The organism is Streptomyces sp. NPDC002306, assembly GCF_053593435.1.
Map to the genome: position 1 here is coordinate 1 of NZ_JBSFCK010000055.1, position 12,241 is coordinate 12,241.

General features: G+C 71.1%; 12 protein-coding genes and 1 pseudogene. 8 read left to right on the forward strand and 5 right to left on the reverse strand.

Translation table 11 applies throughout. The features are described from left to right. Positions 1–305 (forward strand): annotated as a pseudogene (locus ACWCQK_RS38425) (DUF2637 domain-containing protein); the annotation flags it as partial. Between the two features lie 71 nt (positions 306–376). Here the strand turns inward: ACWCQK_RS38425 and lysS are convergent. After that, positions 377–2,143, reverse strand: a complete 1,767-nt coding sequence (gene lysS, locus ACWCQK_RS38430; RefSeq protein ID WP_451163316.1) for a lysine--tRNA ligase — start codon at positions 2,141–2,143, stop codon at positions 377–379. A gap of 165 nt (positions 2,144–2,308) precedes the next feature. Between lysS and argS the strand changes: the two genes are divergently transcribed. Continuing rightward, positions 2,309–4,075 (forward strand): arginine--tRNA ligase, encoded by a 1,767-nt coding sequence (gene argS, locus ACWCQK_RS38435; RefSeq protein ID WP_451163318.1) that lies wholly within the window; start codon positions 2,309–2,311, stop codon positions 4,073–4,075. Positions 4,076–4,097: 22 nt separating this feature from the next. Here the strand turns inward: argS and ACWCQK_RS38440 are convergent, their stop codons facing one another. Then, positions 4,098–4,511: an ATP-binding protein gene (locus tag ACWCQK_RS38440; RefSeq protein WP_451163320.1), complete on the reverse strand. Its 414-nt coding sequence runs from the start codon at positions 4,509–4,511 to the stop codon at positions 4,098–4,100. A gap of 113 nt (positions 4,512–4,624) precedes the next feature. Between ACWCQK_RS38440 and ACWCQK_RS38445 the strand changes: the two genes are divergently transcribed. The 4 genes from ACWCQK_RS38445 (at position 4,625) to ACWCQK_RS38460 (ending at position 6,865) form a co-directional block, all read left to right on the forward strand. Then, positions 4,625–5,452: a helix-turn-helix domain-containing protein gene (locus ACWCQK_RS38445; protein ID WP_451163322.1), complete on the forward strand. Its 828-nt coding sequence runs from the start codon at positions 4,625–4,627 to the stop codon at positions 5,450–5,452. Continuing rightward, a complete protein-coding gene (locus ACWCQK_RS38450; RefSeq protein WP_451163324.1) occupies positions 5,449–5,697 on the forward strand; it encodes a DUF397 domain-containing protein in 249 nt (82 codons plus the stop codon). The genes ACWCQK_RS38445 and ACWCQK_RS38450 overlap by 4 nt, the downstream gene beginning before the upstream one ends. Positions 5,698–5,732: 35 nt before the next feature. Then, complete coding sequence (locus ACWCQK_RS38455) at positions 5,733–6,518, forward strand: DUF4253 domain-containing protein (RefSeq protein ID WP_451163326.1); 786 nt, start codon at positions 5,733–5,735, stop codon at positions 6,516–6,518. Positions 6,519–6,697: 179 nt separating this feature from the next. Next, complete coding sequence (locus ACWCQK_RS38460; RefSeq protein ID WP_451163328.1) at positions 6,698–6,865, forward strand: hypothetical protein; 168 nt, start codon at positions 6,698–6,700, stop codon at positions 6,863–6,865. Here ACWCQK_RS38460 and ACWCQK_RS38465 read toward each other — a convergent pair. After that, on the reverse strand, positions 6,811–8,097 hold the full coding sequence (locus ACWCQK_RS38465; RefSeq protein WP_451163330.1) for a helix-turn-helix domain-containing protein: 1,287 nt from the start codon (positions 8,095–8,097) through the stop codon (positions 6,811–6,813). The two genes, ACWCQK_RS38460 and ACWCQK_RS38465, sit on opposite strands and share 55 nt — an antisense overlap. 179 nt (positions 8,098–8,276) lie before the next feature. Between ACWCQK_RS38465 and ACWCQK_RS38470 the strand changes: the two genes are divergently transcribed. Continuing rightward, positions 8,277–8,996, forward strand: a complete 720-nt coding sequence (locus tag ACWCQK_RS38470) for a DUF4232 domain-containing protein (protein WP_451163332.1) — start codon at positions 8,277–8,279, stop codon at positions 8,994–8,996. On the opposite strand, the gene hemB is transcribed toward ACWCQK_RS38470, so the two are convergent. Both hemB and ACWCQK_RS38480 read right to left on the reverse strand, forming a co-directional pair. Next, a complete protein-coding gene (gene hemB, locus ACWCQK_RS38475) occupies positions 8,990–9,994 on the reverse strand; it encodes a porphobilinogen synthase (protein ID WP_451163334.1) in 1,005 nt (334 codons plus the stop codon). The two genes, ACWCQK_RS38470 and hemB, sit on opposite strands and share 7 nt — an antisense overlap. Before the next feature lie 137 nt (positions 9,995–10,131). Then, positions 10,132–10,635 (reverse strand): hypothetical protein, encoded by a 504-nt coding sequence (locus ACWCQK_RS38480; protein ID WP_451163336.1) that lies wholly within the window; start codon positions 10,633–10,635, stop codon positions 10,132–10,134. A gap of 280 nt (positions 10,636–10,915) precedes the next feature. Between ACWCQK_RS38480 and ACWCQK_RS38485 the strand changes: the two genes are divergently transcribed. Then, entirely contained in the window at positions 10,916–12,190 is a 1,275-nt protein-coding gene (locus tag ACWCQK_RS38485) for a helix-turn-helix domain-containing protein (RefSeq protein WP_451163338.1), read from the forward strand. Positions 12,191–12,241: the final 51 nt, after the last annotated feature.

A 12,241-nucleotide genomic window follows, 5' to 3' on the forward strand; every position in this document is an offset into this window, starting at 1 on the left:
TCGAGGAACCCCCGGTCACGGAACCCTCCCCGGAGGAGACCGGCACCTTTCCGATCCCGGCCGGCCCCAACCGCACCCGCCAGCTCGGCGAGGGCGGCGGCACCCCCGTCCCGGAGCCGGACGAGGAGTCGTACTACCAGGTCTTCAAGCAGTCCATAAACGGCAGCTACCCGACCCCGAGCCAGTTCGCCGACAACGTCGAGGCGACCTACGGCGTCCCCGTCGCGGACGCCGAGGCCAAGCGCATGGTCATGCGCTTCCAGAACCGCCACGCGGCGGAACTGGAGGAGGACCACATCGCGTGATCCACGCGTACGAGGAGGGGGCGCCCGGTGCTGACACCGGGCGCCCCCTCCTCGTGTGACGCCGAAGCGCGCTACTCGCCGAGCAGCTCCCGCACCCGCTCCTGGCCCACCGCCAACAGCAGCGTGGGCAGGCGCGGGCCGGTGTCGCGGCCGACGAGCAGGTGGTAGAGCAGGGCGAAGAACGTCCGCTGGGCGGTCTTGATCTCCGGCGGGAGTTCCTTCGGCGTGGCGTCGGCGGAGAAGCCGGCCTGGACCTTGGGGACGCCGTAGACGAGGTGGCTGAGCCCGTCGAGCGACCAGTGGTCGGCCAGCCCGTCGGCCAGCAGCCGCAGCGACTGCCGGGAGTCCTCGTCGAGGGACTTCAGCAGCTCGGCGTCGGGCTCCTCGCGCACGATGGTCCGCTGGTCGGCGGGAACGTGGGCGTTGATCCACGCCTCGGCCTTGTCGTAGCGCGGCCGGGCCTCGTCCAGCGTCCCCAGCGGGTCGTCCGGATCGAGCTCGGACAGGATCCGCAGCGCCTGGTCCTCGTGCCCGGCGGTGATGTCGGCCACCGAGGCCAGCGTCCGGTACGGCAGCGCCCGCGGCGTGCGCGGCAGCTCACCGCCTGCGGTGCCCACCGCGCGGGCGTGCGCGGCCACGTCCCCCGGGAGGGCCGAACCGTCGGCGACCTTCGCGTCGAGCTTGTCCCACTCGTCGTAGAGGCGCTGGATCTCCTGGTCGAAGGCGATCTTGAAGGACTGGTTGGGCCTGCGGCGGGCGTACAGCCAGCGCAGGATCTGCGGCTCCATGATCTTCAGTGCGTCACCGGGGGTCGGCACGCCGCCCCTCGACGACGACATCTTCGCCATGCCGCTGATGCCGACGAACGCGTACATCGGCCCGATGGGCTGCTCGCCGTCGAAGATGCCGACGATCTGCCCGCCGACCTGGAAGCTCGACCCGGGAGAGGAGTGGTCGACACCGCTCGGCTCGAAGACCACGCCCTCGTACGCCCAGCGCATCGGCCAGTCGACCTTCCAGACCAGCTTGCCGCGGTTGAACTCGTTCAGCCGGACGGTCTCGGAGAAGCCGCACGCGTCGCAGGTGTACGTCAGCTCGGTGGTGGCGTCGTCGTACGAGGTGACCTTGGTCAGGTCCTTCTCGCAGTTGCCGCAGTACGGCTTGTACGGGAAGTACCCGGCGGAGCCGGCACTGCCGTCGTCCTCGGCGGCCGCGCCCGAGCCCTCCTCGGCCTCCACCTCGGCCTCGTCGAGCGGCTTCTGACCCTGCTGCTTCTTCGCCGGGGCCTTCTTGGTGCGGTACTGCTCCAGGATCGCGTCGATGTCGCCGCGGTGCTTCATCGCGTGCAGGATCTGCTCGCGGTAGACACCGGAGGTGTACTGCGCCGTCTGGCTGATCCCGTCGAACTCCACGCCCAGTTCGGCGAGCGCCTCGACCATCGCGGCCTTGAAGTGCTCGGCCCAGTTCGGGTACGCCGAGCCCTTCGGGGCCGGGACGGAGGTCAGCGGCTTGCCGATGTGCTCGGCCCACGAGTCGTCGACCCCGGCGATGCCCTGGGGCACCTTGCGGTAGCGGTCGTAGTCGTCCCAGGAGATCAGGTGCCGGACCTCGTGGCCCCGCCGGCGGATCTCGTCGGCGACGAGGTGCGGGGTCATGACCTCGCGGAGGTTGCCCAGGTGGATGGGGCCGGAGGGGGAGAGTCCGGACGCGACGACGACCACCGCGGTGGCGGGTGATGTCGGTTTGGCCGAGGCCCGACGCTCCGACTCCTCGATGACCTCATCCGCGAAACGGGAGACCCAGTCGGTGGTCTCGGTGCTCTGAGCCACGATCGGCACGTCCTCTTTTTCTGAAGGTTTTCCTGAAGTTTTTCGTGCAGCTTCGGCCTGCGTACGGACCGCCCTCATTCTCCCAGACCACCGGGCGCCTGGGAAAACCGCTTTACCCCCCATGGGATACTGGGTGGGTCTATCCATCCCACGAGGAGAACGGCACCCACTCCTATGGCCTCGGTCACGTCCCTCAGCGACTCCGTCCAGCAGCACCTCGCGACGGCCCTCTCGGCAGCCCTGCCGGACGCCGGTTCCGCGGACCCGCTGCTGCGACGAAGCGACCGGGCGGACTTCCAGGCGAACGGCATCCTGGCGCTCGCGAAGAAGGCCAAGGCCAACCCGCGGGAGCTGGCGACGCAGGTCGTCGAGCGGGTCGAGCCGGGTGGCGTGATCAAGGACATCGAGGTCTCCGGCCCCGGCTTCCTGAACATCACGATCAGCGACAAGGCGATCGTCGAGAACCTGGCCGCGCGGTACGCGGACAGCGACCGGCTCGGAGTGCCGCTCGCCGCGCACCCGGGCACGACGGTGATCGACTACGCGCAGCCGAACGTGGCCAAGGAGATGCACGTCGGCCACCTGCGCTCGGCGGTGATCGGTGACGCGGTGGTCAGGCTCCTGGAGTTCACCGGCGAGACCGTCGTACGGCGCCACCACATCGGCGACTGGGGCACCCAGTTCGGCATGCTCATCCAGTACCTGGACGAGCACCCGCACGAGCTGGACCACAAGTCCGGTGCGGCCAGCGGCGAGGAGGCGATGTCGAACCTCGACCGCCTCTACAAGGCGGCCAGGAAGCTCTTCGACTCCGACGAGGAGTTCAAGACCCGGGCCCGGCGCAGGGTCGTGGACCTCCAGGCCGGGGACCCGCACACGCTGGCCACCTGGCAGAAGTTCGTGGACGAGTCGAAGATCTACTTCTTCTCCGTCTTCGAGAAGCTGGACATGGAGATCCAGGACCCGGACATCGTCGGCGAGTCCGGCTACAACGACATGCTCGCGGAGACCTGCCGCCTGCTGGAGGAGTCCGGCGTCGCGGTCCGCTCCGAGGGCGCCCTCTGCGTGTTCTTCGACGACGTCAAGGGTCCGGACGGCAACCCGGTCCCGCTGATCGTGCAGAAGTCGGACGGCGGTTACGGCTACGCGGCCACCGACCTCTCCGCGATCCGCGACCGCGTCTTCGGCCTGAAGGCGAACTCGCTGGTGTACGTCGTGGACGCCCGCCAGGCGCTGCACTTCCGGATGGTCTTCGAGACCGCCCGCCGGGCCGGCTGGCTGAACGACGACGTCAAGGCTCTCCAGCTCGCCTTCGGCACGGTCCTCGGCAAGGACGGCAAGCCGTTCAAGACCCGTGAGGGCGAGACCGTCAAGCTGGTCGACCTCCTCGACGAGGCGGTCGACCGGGCGACGGCCGTCGTCCGGGAGAAGGCCGAGAAGGTGGGCCTGTCCGAGCCGGAGATCGTCGAGAACGGCCGGTACGTCGGCATCGGCGCCGTGAAGTACGCGGACCTGTCGACGTCGGCGGTACGGGACTACAAGTTCGACCTGGACCAGATGGTGTCGCTGAACGGCGACACGTCCGTCTACCTCCAGTACGCGTACGCCCGTATCAAGTCGATCCTGCGCAAGGCGGGCGAGGCCCGTCCCGCCGCCCACCCGGAGCTGGAACTGGCCCCGGCGGAGCGGGCGCTGGGCCTGCACCTGGACCAGTTCGGCGAGCTGGTGCTGGAGGTGGCCGGTGGCTACGAACCGCACAAGCTGGCGTCGTACCTGTACCAGCTGGCCTCGCTGCTGACCACGTTCTACGACCAGTGCCCGGTGCTGAAGGCCGAGACGCCGGAGCAGGTGGAGAACCGGCTGCTGCTGGTCGACCTGACGGCCAGCACGCTCCACAAGGGCATGGCCCTGCTGGGCATCAGGACGCCCGAGCGTCTCTGACCTCCGGTAGCGGGAGCTCGGCTCACTCGGTGGACCGCGGGTGCACCCACTCGCACCACACCGCCTTGCCGGGCTCCCGTTCCCGTACGCCCCACTGGTCGGACAGCGCGGCGACCAGGAACAGCCCCCGGCCGCCCTCGTCCCGTCCGGCCGCCACACGCGGCACGCCCGGCCCGCTGTCGTGCACCTCGACGCGCAGCACGTGCCCGTCCCACCGCAGGAACACCAGGAAGTGGCGTCCGGGCGGCACCCCGTGCAGCAGCGCGTTCGTCGCCAGCTCGCTCACGCACAGCAGCGCGTCGTCCCCGACGTCGGTGCCGGCGAGCCCCCAGCCCTCCAGCGTCTCGTACGCGAACCGCCTGGCAGCGGGCACCGACCGACGCTCACGCCGGAAGAACTTCTCCCGCAGGGGCGGATGTTGGATCGTCTCGTTCACGGGACGATAGTCGCGGAGAGTCACTACCGTGGATCACCGAGTGAGCCCGTACGGAAATTTTGTACGGGTTCCCGCGGGGTCGCGTACGGGCAGGCGTGGGGAGTTGGACCAGCATGAACTCCAGGAAGCTTCCACGGAAGAAGAACTTCTCGGCCACGAGGATGCTCGGCGTCCAGCTCGGCACGGCCCGGCGGTCGGCGGGCCTGACCCAACGGGAACTCGGGGAGCGGCTGATGCTCGACGAGGAGACGATCGCGTCGATCGAGCAGGGCCGACGGCCGCTGAAGCCGGACCTGGCGGAGCTGCTGGACGAAGTCCTGGGTACGAAGGGGCTGTTGGCGGCGGGCGTGGCGAACCTGCCGGAGATCGACCAGTTTCCGATGTGGGCGGAGCTGTACATCCAGCACGAACGGGAGGCCATCGCTCTGTCGTGGTACGACAACGCGGTGCTGCCCGGCCTCCTGCAAACCGAAGCGTATGCGCGCTCGGTGCTGCGTGAACGGGTCCCGGCGTTCGACGAAGACGAGATCGAGACCCGTACGGCAGCCCGCGTGGACCGGCAGACGATCCTGCAGCCCAGGTTTCCACCCACACTCAGCTTCGTCGTGTGGGAGCCGGTGTTGGATCTGGGGATCGGCGGTCTGGAAGTACGCATCGAGCAGCTCCGCCACTTGCGCGCGATGGCCGAGCTCCCGGGGCTGTCCCTTCAGTTCCTGCTACGAAGCAGCCCTCACCACGCCGGGCTCGACGGCCCGTTCATCCTGCTGGAGACGCCTGACCATCAGCACCTCGCCTACACGGAATCCCAGCGCGGCAGCCAGTGGGTTTCCGACCCCGATGAGGTGTCCTTCATGGCACGCAAGTATGCGATGCTGCGGACGCAGGCCCTGAGCTCCCATGACTCCATGGGCCTGCTCGACCGCCTGGTAGGAGAGCAATGAACACCGAAACACTTCAGTGGTTCAAGTCGACCTACAGCGGCAGTGAGGGCGGCGCATGCCTCGAAGTCGCCTACGTCTGGCGCAAGTCCAGCTACAGCGGCGACGAGGGCGGCCAGTGCGTCGAGGTCGCGGCCTGCCCCGAGACCGTGCACATCCGTGACTCCAAGAACCCCGGGGACGGCGGCCCCGCCCTCGCGGTCAGCCCTGCCACCTGGACGGCGTTCACCGGCTTCGTCGGCCGTTAGCCCTCTTGTCAGTGGCTGCCCCTACAGTCGGCGGCATGGCGACACTTCCCAACCCGCTGCCCACGCTGGCGGCCGACCCGAGCGGTCGCTCGCTCGGGCTTCAACTCCCGCTCGGGAGACTGATCGACGCGACCGACGACAGTCCGTGGCACGAGCCCCTGCTGTGGTGTGCCGAGCAGTCCGTGTCCACCGGCAACTGGACGGCGCTGGGCGGCCGCGCGGGCCGGGCCGGGCTGCTGCCGGTCCTGCTGGACCTCGGCGGCGACCAGGGCGGCCCCGAGGACTGGGAGCTGATCCCCGCCTCGGCCTCGTACGCGGGCGACCACGACGCCGAGGAGGTGCTCGCCGACTTCTGGGACGAGTACGCGGCGGCGGAGGACGAGTGGCCGGGCCTGGCCGAGCCCCTCACCCGTGTCGCCGACCCGGACGCGCGGGCCGCCGAGGTCGCCGACTCCCTGGCCGACGGCCGGCCCTGGTTCAGGGAACCGCACCTGGCGCTGGTGCCCGCGCGCCGCAGCGCGGACATCCCGGCCGCCATCGGCTGGGCCGGCCCCCTCAACTACGAGGAGGACGTCGCCGTCTACTGCGCGGTCCTGCGCTCCTGGGAGGACCGCTTCGGCATACGGGTCGTGGCCCTCGGTTTCGACCGTCTGGTCGTGTCCGTCGCCGCGCCGCCCACCACGCCGGAGGAGGCCGAGGCGGTAGCGGCGGAGCACTTCGCGTTCTGTCCGGACGCGATCACGCAGGACGGACCGGGCGCGGTCCGCGACTACGCGAAGCAGTTGCTGGGAGCGTCCGCCTGGTCCTTCTGGTGGGACTGAGCTGATCCGGGCGTCCCGTCCCGCGTCCCAGGAAAGGGTGGTTTCCGCAGGTCACGGACGCGGCACGGAGTCCGGCGTCCCGAAAAGCGCTGTAGGCGTGGCGTCCAGGTGGAGCGACGGCCCAGGCTGTGTCCGCAGCCGGTTCAGGCAGACCTCCCGCTCCCACCTGGAAGGCCCCCATGTCCGCACGCGTCCGTCTTCTCGCCGCCTCGCTGACCGTCCTCGCCGCGCTCGCCCTCTCGTCGTGCCGGAGCGGTGAGGGCCTGCGCGACGAGGGACCGTCGGACGGCGCCTACAAGGTCGTCCCGGCCTCGACCCAGGCGGAGCCGCCGAGCGGGAACTCGTAGGCGGGCCGTCCGTTGGCGCCGCTCGTGCGGAACGGCCGGCCGTGGTCGTCGATCCGGAGCGTGCCGTGCCGGTCGCCGCTGGACCAGGTCAGCTCCAGGTGCCAGCTCACGTCGTACGCGGAGGCGTCGGCCTTGATGTAGTAGACCTCCGGGTCGGACTCGCTCACCTTGTACGGGAAGTCCCGGTTCCCCGCCTCGGGCACCACGGCCGGGCGCGCGGCGTCGAGGGCCACGGTGAAGGACCGGGTCGGCACCCCGCCGCCGCAGCCGACGCCCGGATAGCCCATGGCGTAGTCGTTCCAGGCGAGCGGCGACCGCTTGGCCGTACGGACCGTCAGACTCTCCACGACCACGGTCCGCGACCCGGTGCCCTGCACGGTCAGCGTGACGAACTGCTCCCCGGACGACACGGCCTTGTGCGCGGCCACCCAGGCGGTCGCGTCCGTCTCCAGCGGCGGCGGTGCCACCTCGCCCGGCGCCCGGTCGATCAGATAGTGCTGGGAGCAGGGGCTCTCCCAGGCGTACGGGCTGACGGCGACCGTCAGCGGCGCGGCTTCGGCGGCGGTGTCGGCCCCCGCGGCGGACGCCGGCGCCGAGGCCGAGGTGCGGGCGGAAGGTGACCCGCCGCGCGCGGCGGACGCGGACGGGGAGGCCGTCGTCGAGGCACTGGCGTCCGGGGTCCGCGTGGCGTGCCCACCGCCTCCGCCCTGCGCCGACGCGGCTCCCGCGGGGCGGCCCCGGCCAGCGTCGTCGGTGCCTCCGGAGCCACTGGAGGAGAGGTGCACGGCCAGGGTGACGGCACCGAGAACGGCGACGACGAGCCCCGCGACGGCAGCGGCCCGCGTACGCCGACGACGGGCCGGACCGGCCTCGGTCACCACCGCGGCGGCCACCGACGCGACCACCGGCTCGTCCACCGGTTCCACCGATGACTCCGCGACCGACTCCACCGCCGGCGCGACCGCCTGTTCCGCCTTGCGCCCCCGCAGCGCGTCGGCCCGCACCCACCGCCGGTGCAGCTCGACCAGCTCTTCGGGTGACGCCTTGCAGAGCCGGGCGAGCCGCTCCACAGGTGCGTAGTCGGTCGGTACAGCATCGCCGTTGCAGTAGCGGTGCAGGGTCGACGTACTCAGGTGGAGTCGCTTGCCGAGCACCCCGTAACTCAGCCCGGAACGCTCCTTCAACTCCCGCAACAGTTCAGCGAACTCCTCGCCCGCCGTCCCCTCCGACACCGTTCCTCCGTCCCCCGTGTCCCGTCCCCGCGTTCCAGGGAGGGCTCGTTTCCCCAGGTCAAACCCCATGCGAGCGTTCCAGCGTCCCTGATCGTCCGCCGGTCGTGGCGGGCGGGACGGATCACCCCACAGGCTGTGGACATCCAAGCACGCCACCCCTTCTCGGAAGAGGACCACCCATGCGCACCCGACGTACCCGCCTGCTCGCCGCCACCGGACTCGCCCTCGCCGCCCTCGCCCTGACGGCCTGTGAGGACGGAACGGGAACGAAGGACGAGGGCGCACGGCAGCCGGCGAGCGCGGCCACGGCCACGGCCCAGTCCACGAACCAGGCACAGACGCCCGCACCGGGGAAGGCGGCACCGCAGGGGGAGGAGAACACGCGGGAGGGGACGGAGGCGCCCTCCTCCACGGACTCGCAGGGGTCTAAGGGGTCGAAGGACTCGAAGCCGGGCGCCGGGTCCGCCGCCACCCGCGTGCTGTGCAACGGCTCCAACACGAAGGTCACCGCGCAGCCGGTCGCCCGCCCCCTCAACCACATGCTGATCACGGTCAAGAACACCGGCGGCAAGGTCTGCGACCTGACCTACTACCCCGTGCTCCGCTTCGACGAGATGCAGTGGGTGCCGCAGGCCGCCGAGGAGACCAAGCCGCAGGCGGTGACCACCCTGGCGCCCGGCGAGTCCGGCTACGCGGGCGTGCTGCTCTCGGCCGCCGACGGCAGCGGCCAGGGCGGCACGACCGGCGACAAGCTGACGATCGCCTTCCAGGGGATGACGCCCCTCAGCAGCGGCGGCGCCTCCGCGACACCGCCCCTGCCCGCCAAGGGCGTGTACTACGACAGCGCGCTGACGGTCACCTACTGGCAGCGGGAGATGGCCGACGCGCTCGACTACTGAGCGCCTCGGCCGAGTTCCTGGGCCACCTCGGTGGCCCAGTAGGTGAGGATGTTCCGCGCCCCGGCCCGCTTGATACCGGTCAGCGACTCCAGGATCGCCCGCTCCCGGTCGATCCAGCCCCGCTCGGCGGCGGCCTCGATCATCGCGTACTCGCCGGAGATCTGGTACGCCGCGACCGGCACGTCCACGGCGTCGGCGACCCGGGCCAGGATGTCGAGGTAGGGGCCGGCCGGCTTGACCATCACCATGTCGGCGCCCTCCTCCAGGTCGAGCGCCAACTCCCGCAGGGACTCACGGGCGTTCGCCGGGTCCTGCTGGTACGTCTTGCGGTCGCCCTTCAGGGACGAGCCGACGGCCTCCCGGAAGGGCCCGTAGAAGGCGGAGGCGTACTTGGCGGTGTAGGCGAGGATCGCCACGTCCTCGCGCCCGATCTGGTCGAGCGCGTCACGGATGACACCGATCTGACCGTCCATCATCCCGCTGGGCCCGACCACATGGGCGCCCGCGTCGGCCTGGACCTGGGCCATCTCGGCGTACCGCTCCAGGGTGGCGTCGTTGTCGACCCGGCCCTGCTCGTCGAGGACACCGCAGTGCCCGTGATCGATGGTCTCGTCCAGGCACAGGTCGGACATGACCAGCAGGTCGTCCCCGACCTCGGCCCGCACATCGCGCAGGGCGACCTGGAGAATCCCGTCCGGGTCGGTGCCCGGCGTCCCGAGCGCGTCCTTCTTCGACTCCTCGGGCACCCCGAAGAGCATGATCCCGGAGATCCCGGCCTCCACCGCCTCCAGCGCGGCCTTCTTCAGGCTGTCGCGGGTGTGCTGCACGACCCCGGGCATCGAGGCGATCGGCACCGGCTCGCTCACACCCTCGCGCACGAACGCGGGAAGGATGAAGTCGGCGGGGTGCAGTCGCGTCTCGGCGACCATGCGTCGCATGGCGGGCGTGGTGCGCAGCCGACGCGGACGCGTACCGGGAAAGGATCCGTACTTCGTCATACCACTACGCTACGCCCGCCCCGGATGCACCTTTACCGACGATCCGTCGGAGTCCGCGCCGCCCCTCCTGCCCGGAGCCCAGGGCCGTGGGGCCGGGCCCGCGGTGCGCGGACCCGGCCCCACGGAGGGCGGTGCGGTCACTTGTCGGCGATGTGCGTGATCTTGTGGTTGCGGTCCAGGTCGACCACGAGCCGGGTGGGGTCCGACTGACCCCAGGTGAGGGTGACGGCGACCCGGCCGGCGGTGCCGGTGGCCTTGACCGTCCACCGCGCCGGGACGTTCTGGGCGTGCAGGACGCCGTCCGACTGGTTGGCGGCCTCCCACTTCGCCACCTCGCCCAGACCGTCGGCCGTGACGTAGAACTTCCGCAGTTCGGTGGCGAGCCGCCCACCGGTGTCCGGGTCGCTCTTGGCGTCGATGTAGGCCCCGTAGAAGTCGGCGACCTGGGTCACGTTGTCGGACGCCGTACCGGTGACCGTCGCCTGCGCAGCGGCGGCGGTGGCCGCCCTCACCGGGGTCGCCTTCACCGGGGTCGCCTGTGCCGAGGCGGTGAGCCCGAGCGGCAGGGCCACGGCGGCGACGAGGCCGGCGATCAGAACGGTGCGGCGGACGGTCTTGCGGGCGGTCGTGTTCTTGCTCATCAGTGTGTTCCCCGGTTTCGGTGAGTTCGGTGCGTTCGATGGATCCGTGGGTATGCCGCTGTGCGCGGGTCGGGATCACGTCGCCAAGTGCGGGTTCGGCCCCTTCGACCGCCGTGGCGTGGGGGCCGGATCCGGCGACACCAGAAGCATCGGCGGCCCCTCGGTCCGGGCACAACGAACGCCGGCCCACCCGCAACGGTGGAACCGTCCCAGGCCCTGTGACCTCTGAGTACCGAGAGTGCCTGGGATGCCGTCCTGGGACGCGAGACGGGGAGGACCGGTGCCGTCCCAGGACGACGTGGAGGAGTTCGCGGCGCTGCTGCGCCGTCTGAAGGACCGCACGGACCGCAGCTACGCGGCACTCGCGCGCCGCCTGAACATGAACGCCTCGACACTGCACCGCTACTGCGCGGGGGAGGCCGTACCGCTCGGCTTCGCGCCCGTGGAGCGGTTCGCCGCGCTGTGCGGGGTCACCGCGGCCGAACGGATCGAGCTGCACCGGCGGTGGATCCTGGCGGTGGCGGCACGGCAACGGCCCCGGACGGCACCCGAGCCCGCACCGGAAACCGTCGGTGCCCCGAAGACCTCGGAGACCCCGACCCCAAAAGCCTCGGAGACCCCAAAAGCCTCGGAGACCCCGAAGACCTCGGAGACCCCAGAGCCCTCGGAAGAACTCCTTCCCGGCTCCTCACCCGAGCTCGGCGCGCTGCCGCGCCCCGCCGCACGACCGCCCTGGTACAGACGTCGCGTCCCCCTCGCCGCCGCGGCCGTCGTGACCGCGCTGATCGCGACCCTGGGCAGCCTGTCCCTGCTGCCGTCCGGACACTCCTCGGCCGGCGGCGACGACCCGGCGGCCGCGAAGGCGGCGAACGCGTCCGCCGCGGGCGACCGCTCGCCGGACCCGTCCGCGAGCCCGTCCACGAGCTCCGCCGCGAAGACCACCCCCGTCGCACCGATCACCTGGACGGCGAACTCCCACCGCTGGGCGATCGGCTGCGAGCACGACTACGTCATCGACAAGGAACCCGCGCGGGTACCGCCGCCCCCGGCTCCGCAGGACGCCTCCCCGTGGGCGCGTTCGCAAGGCGCGGTGCACGGCGGCCGGACGATGGTGGACGTCATCGTGCAGGGGCGCACGGGCGCGGCCGTGGTGCTGGAGGCGCTGCGGGTGCGTGTCGTGGGACGGGCCGCCCCGGTGAAGGGCAACGTCTACGCGACGGGCCAGGGCTGCGGCGGCGGCCTGGGCCCCCACTCGTTCACCGTCGCCCTCGACAAGGACCGGCCGATCGCCCACGCGGTCCCGGGCTACGAGGGCGAGACGCCCGTTCCGGCGATGGATCTGCCCTACCGGGTCTCCGTGACGGACCCCGAGGTGCTGACGGTCGAGGCCAGGACCGACGGCTGCGACTGCCGCTGGTACCTGGAGCTCGACTGGTCCTCACAGGGCCGCACCGGCACCGAACGCATCGACGACGACGGCATCCCGTTCCGCACCAGCGGCACCGCGAGCCTGCCGCGCTACTGGTACGCGAACGGCGGCTGGACCCTGACCTGAGCAGGACCGGCGGCACGAGGTGGAACGGCAGGTCGCGGCGCACTCGGCAAC

Coding starts and splice junctions, on each gene's coding strand:
- argS (WP_451163318.1), top strand. CDS start 2,309: ATGGCCTCGGTCACGTCCCTCAGCGACTCCGTCCAGCAGCACCTCGCG.
- ACWCQK_RS38445 (WP_451163322.1), top strand. CDS start 4,625: ATGAACTCCAGGAAGCTTCCACGGAAGAAGAACTTCTCGGCCACGAGG.
- ACWCQK_RS38450 (WP_451163324.1), top strand. CDS start 5,449: ATGAACACCGAAACACTTCAGTGGTTCAAGTCGACCTACAGCGGCAGT.
- ACWCQK_RS38455 (WP_451163326.1), top strand. CDS start 5,733: ATGGCGACACTTCCCAACCCGCTGCCCACGCTGGCGGCCGACCCGAGC.
- ACWCQK_RS38460 (WP_451163328.1), top strand. CDS start 6,698: ATGTCCGCACGCGTCCGTCTTCTCGCCGCCTCGCTGACCGTCCTCGCC.
- ACWCQK_RS38470 (WP_451163332.1), top strand. CDS start 8,277: ATGCGCACCCGACGTACCCGCCTGCTCGCCGCCACCGGACTCGCCCTC.
- hemB (WP_451163334.1), bottom strand. CDS start 9,994: ATGACGAAGTACGGATCCTTTCCCGGTACGCGTCCGCGTCGGCTGCGC.
- ACWCQK_RS38480 (WP_451163336.1), bottom strand. CDS start 10,635: ATGAGCAAGAACACGACCGCCCGCAAGACCGTCCGCCGCACCGTTCTG.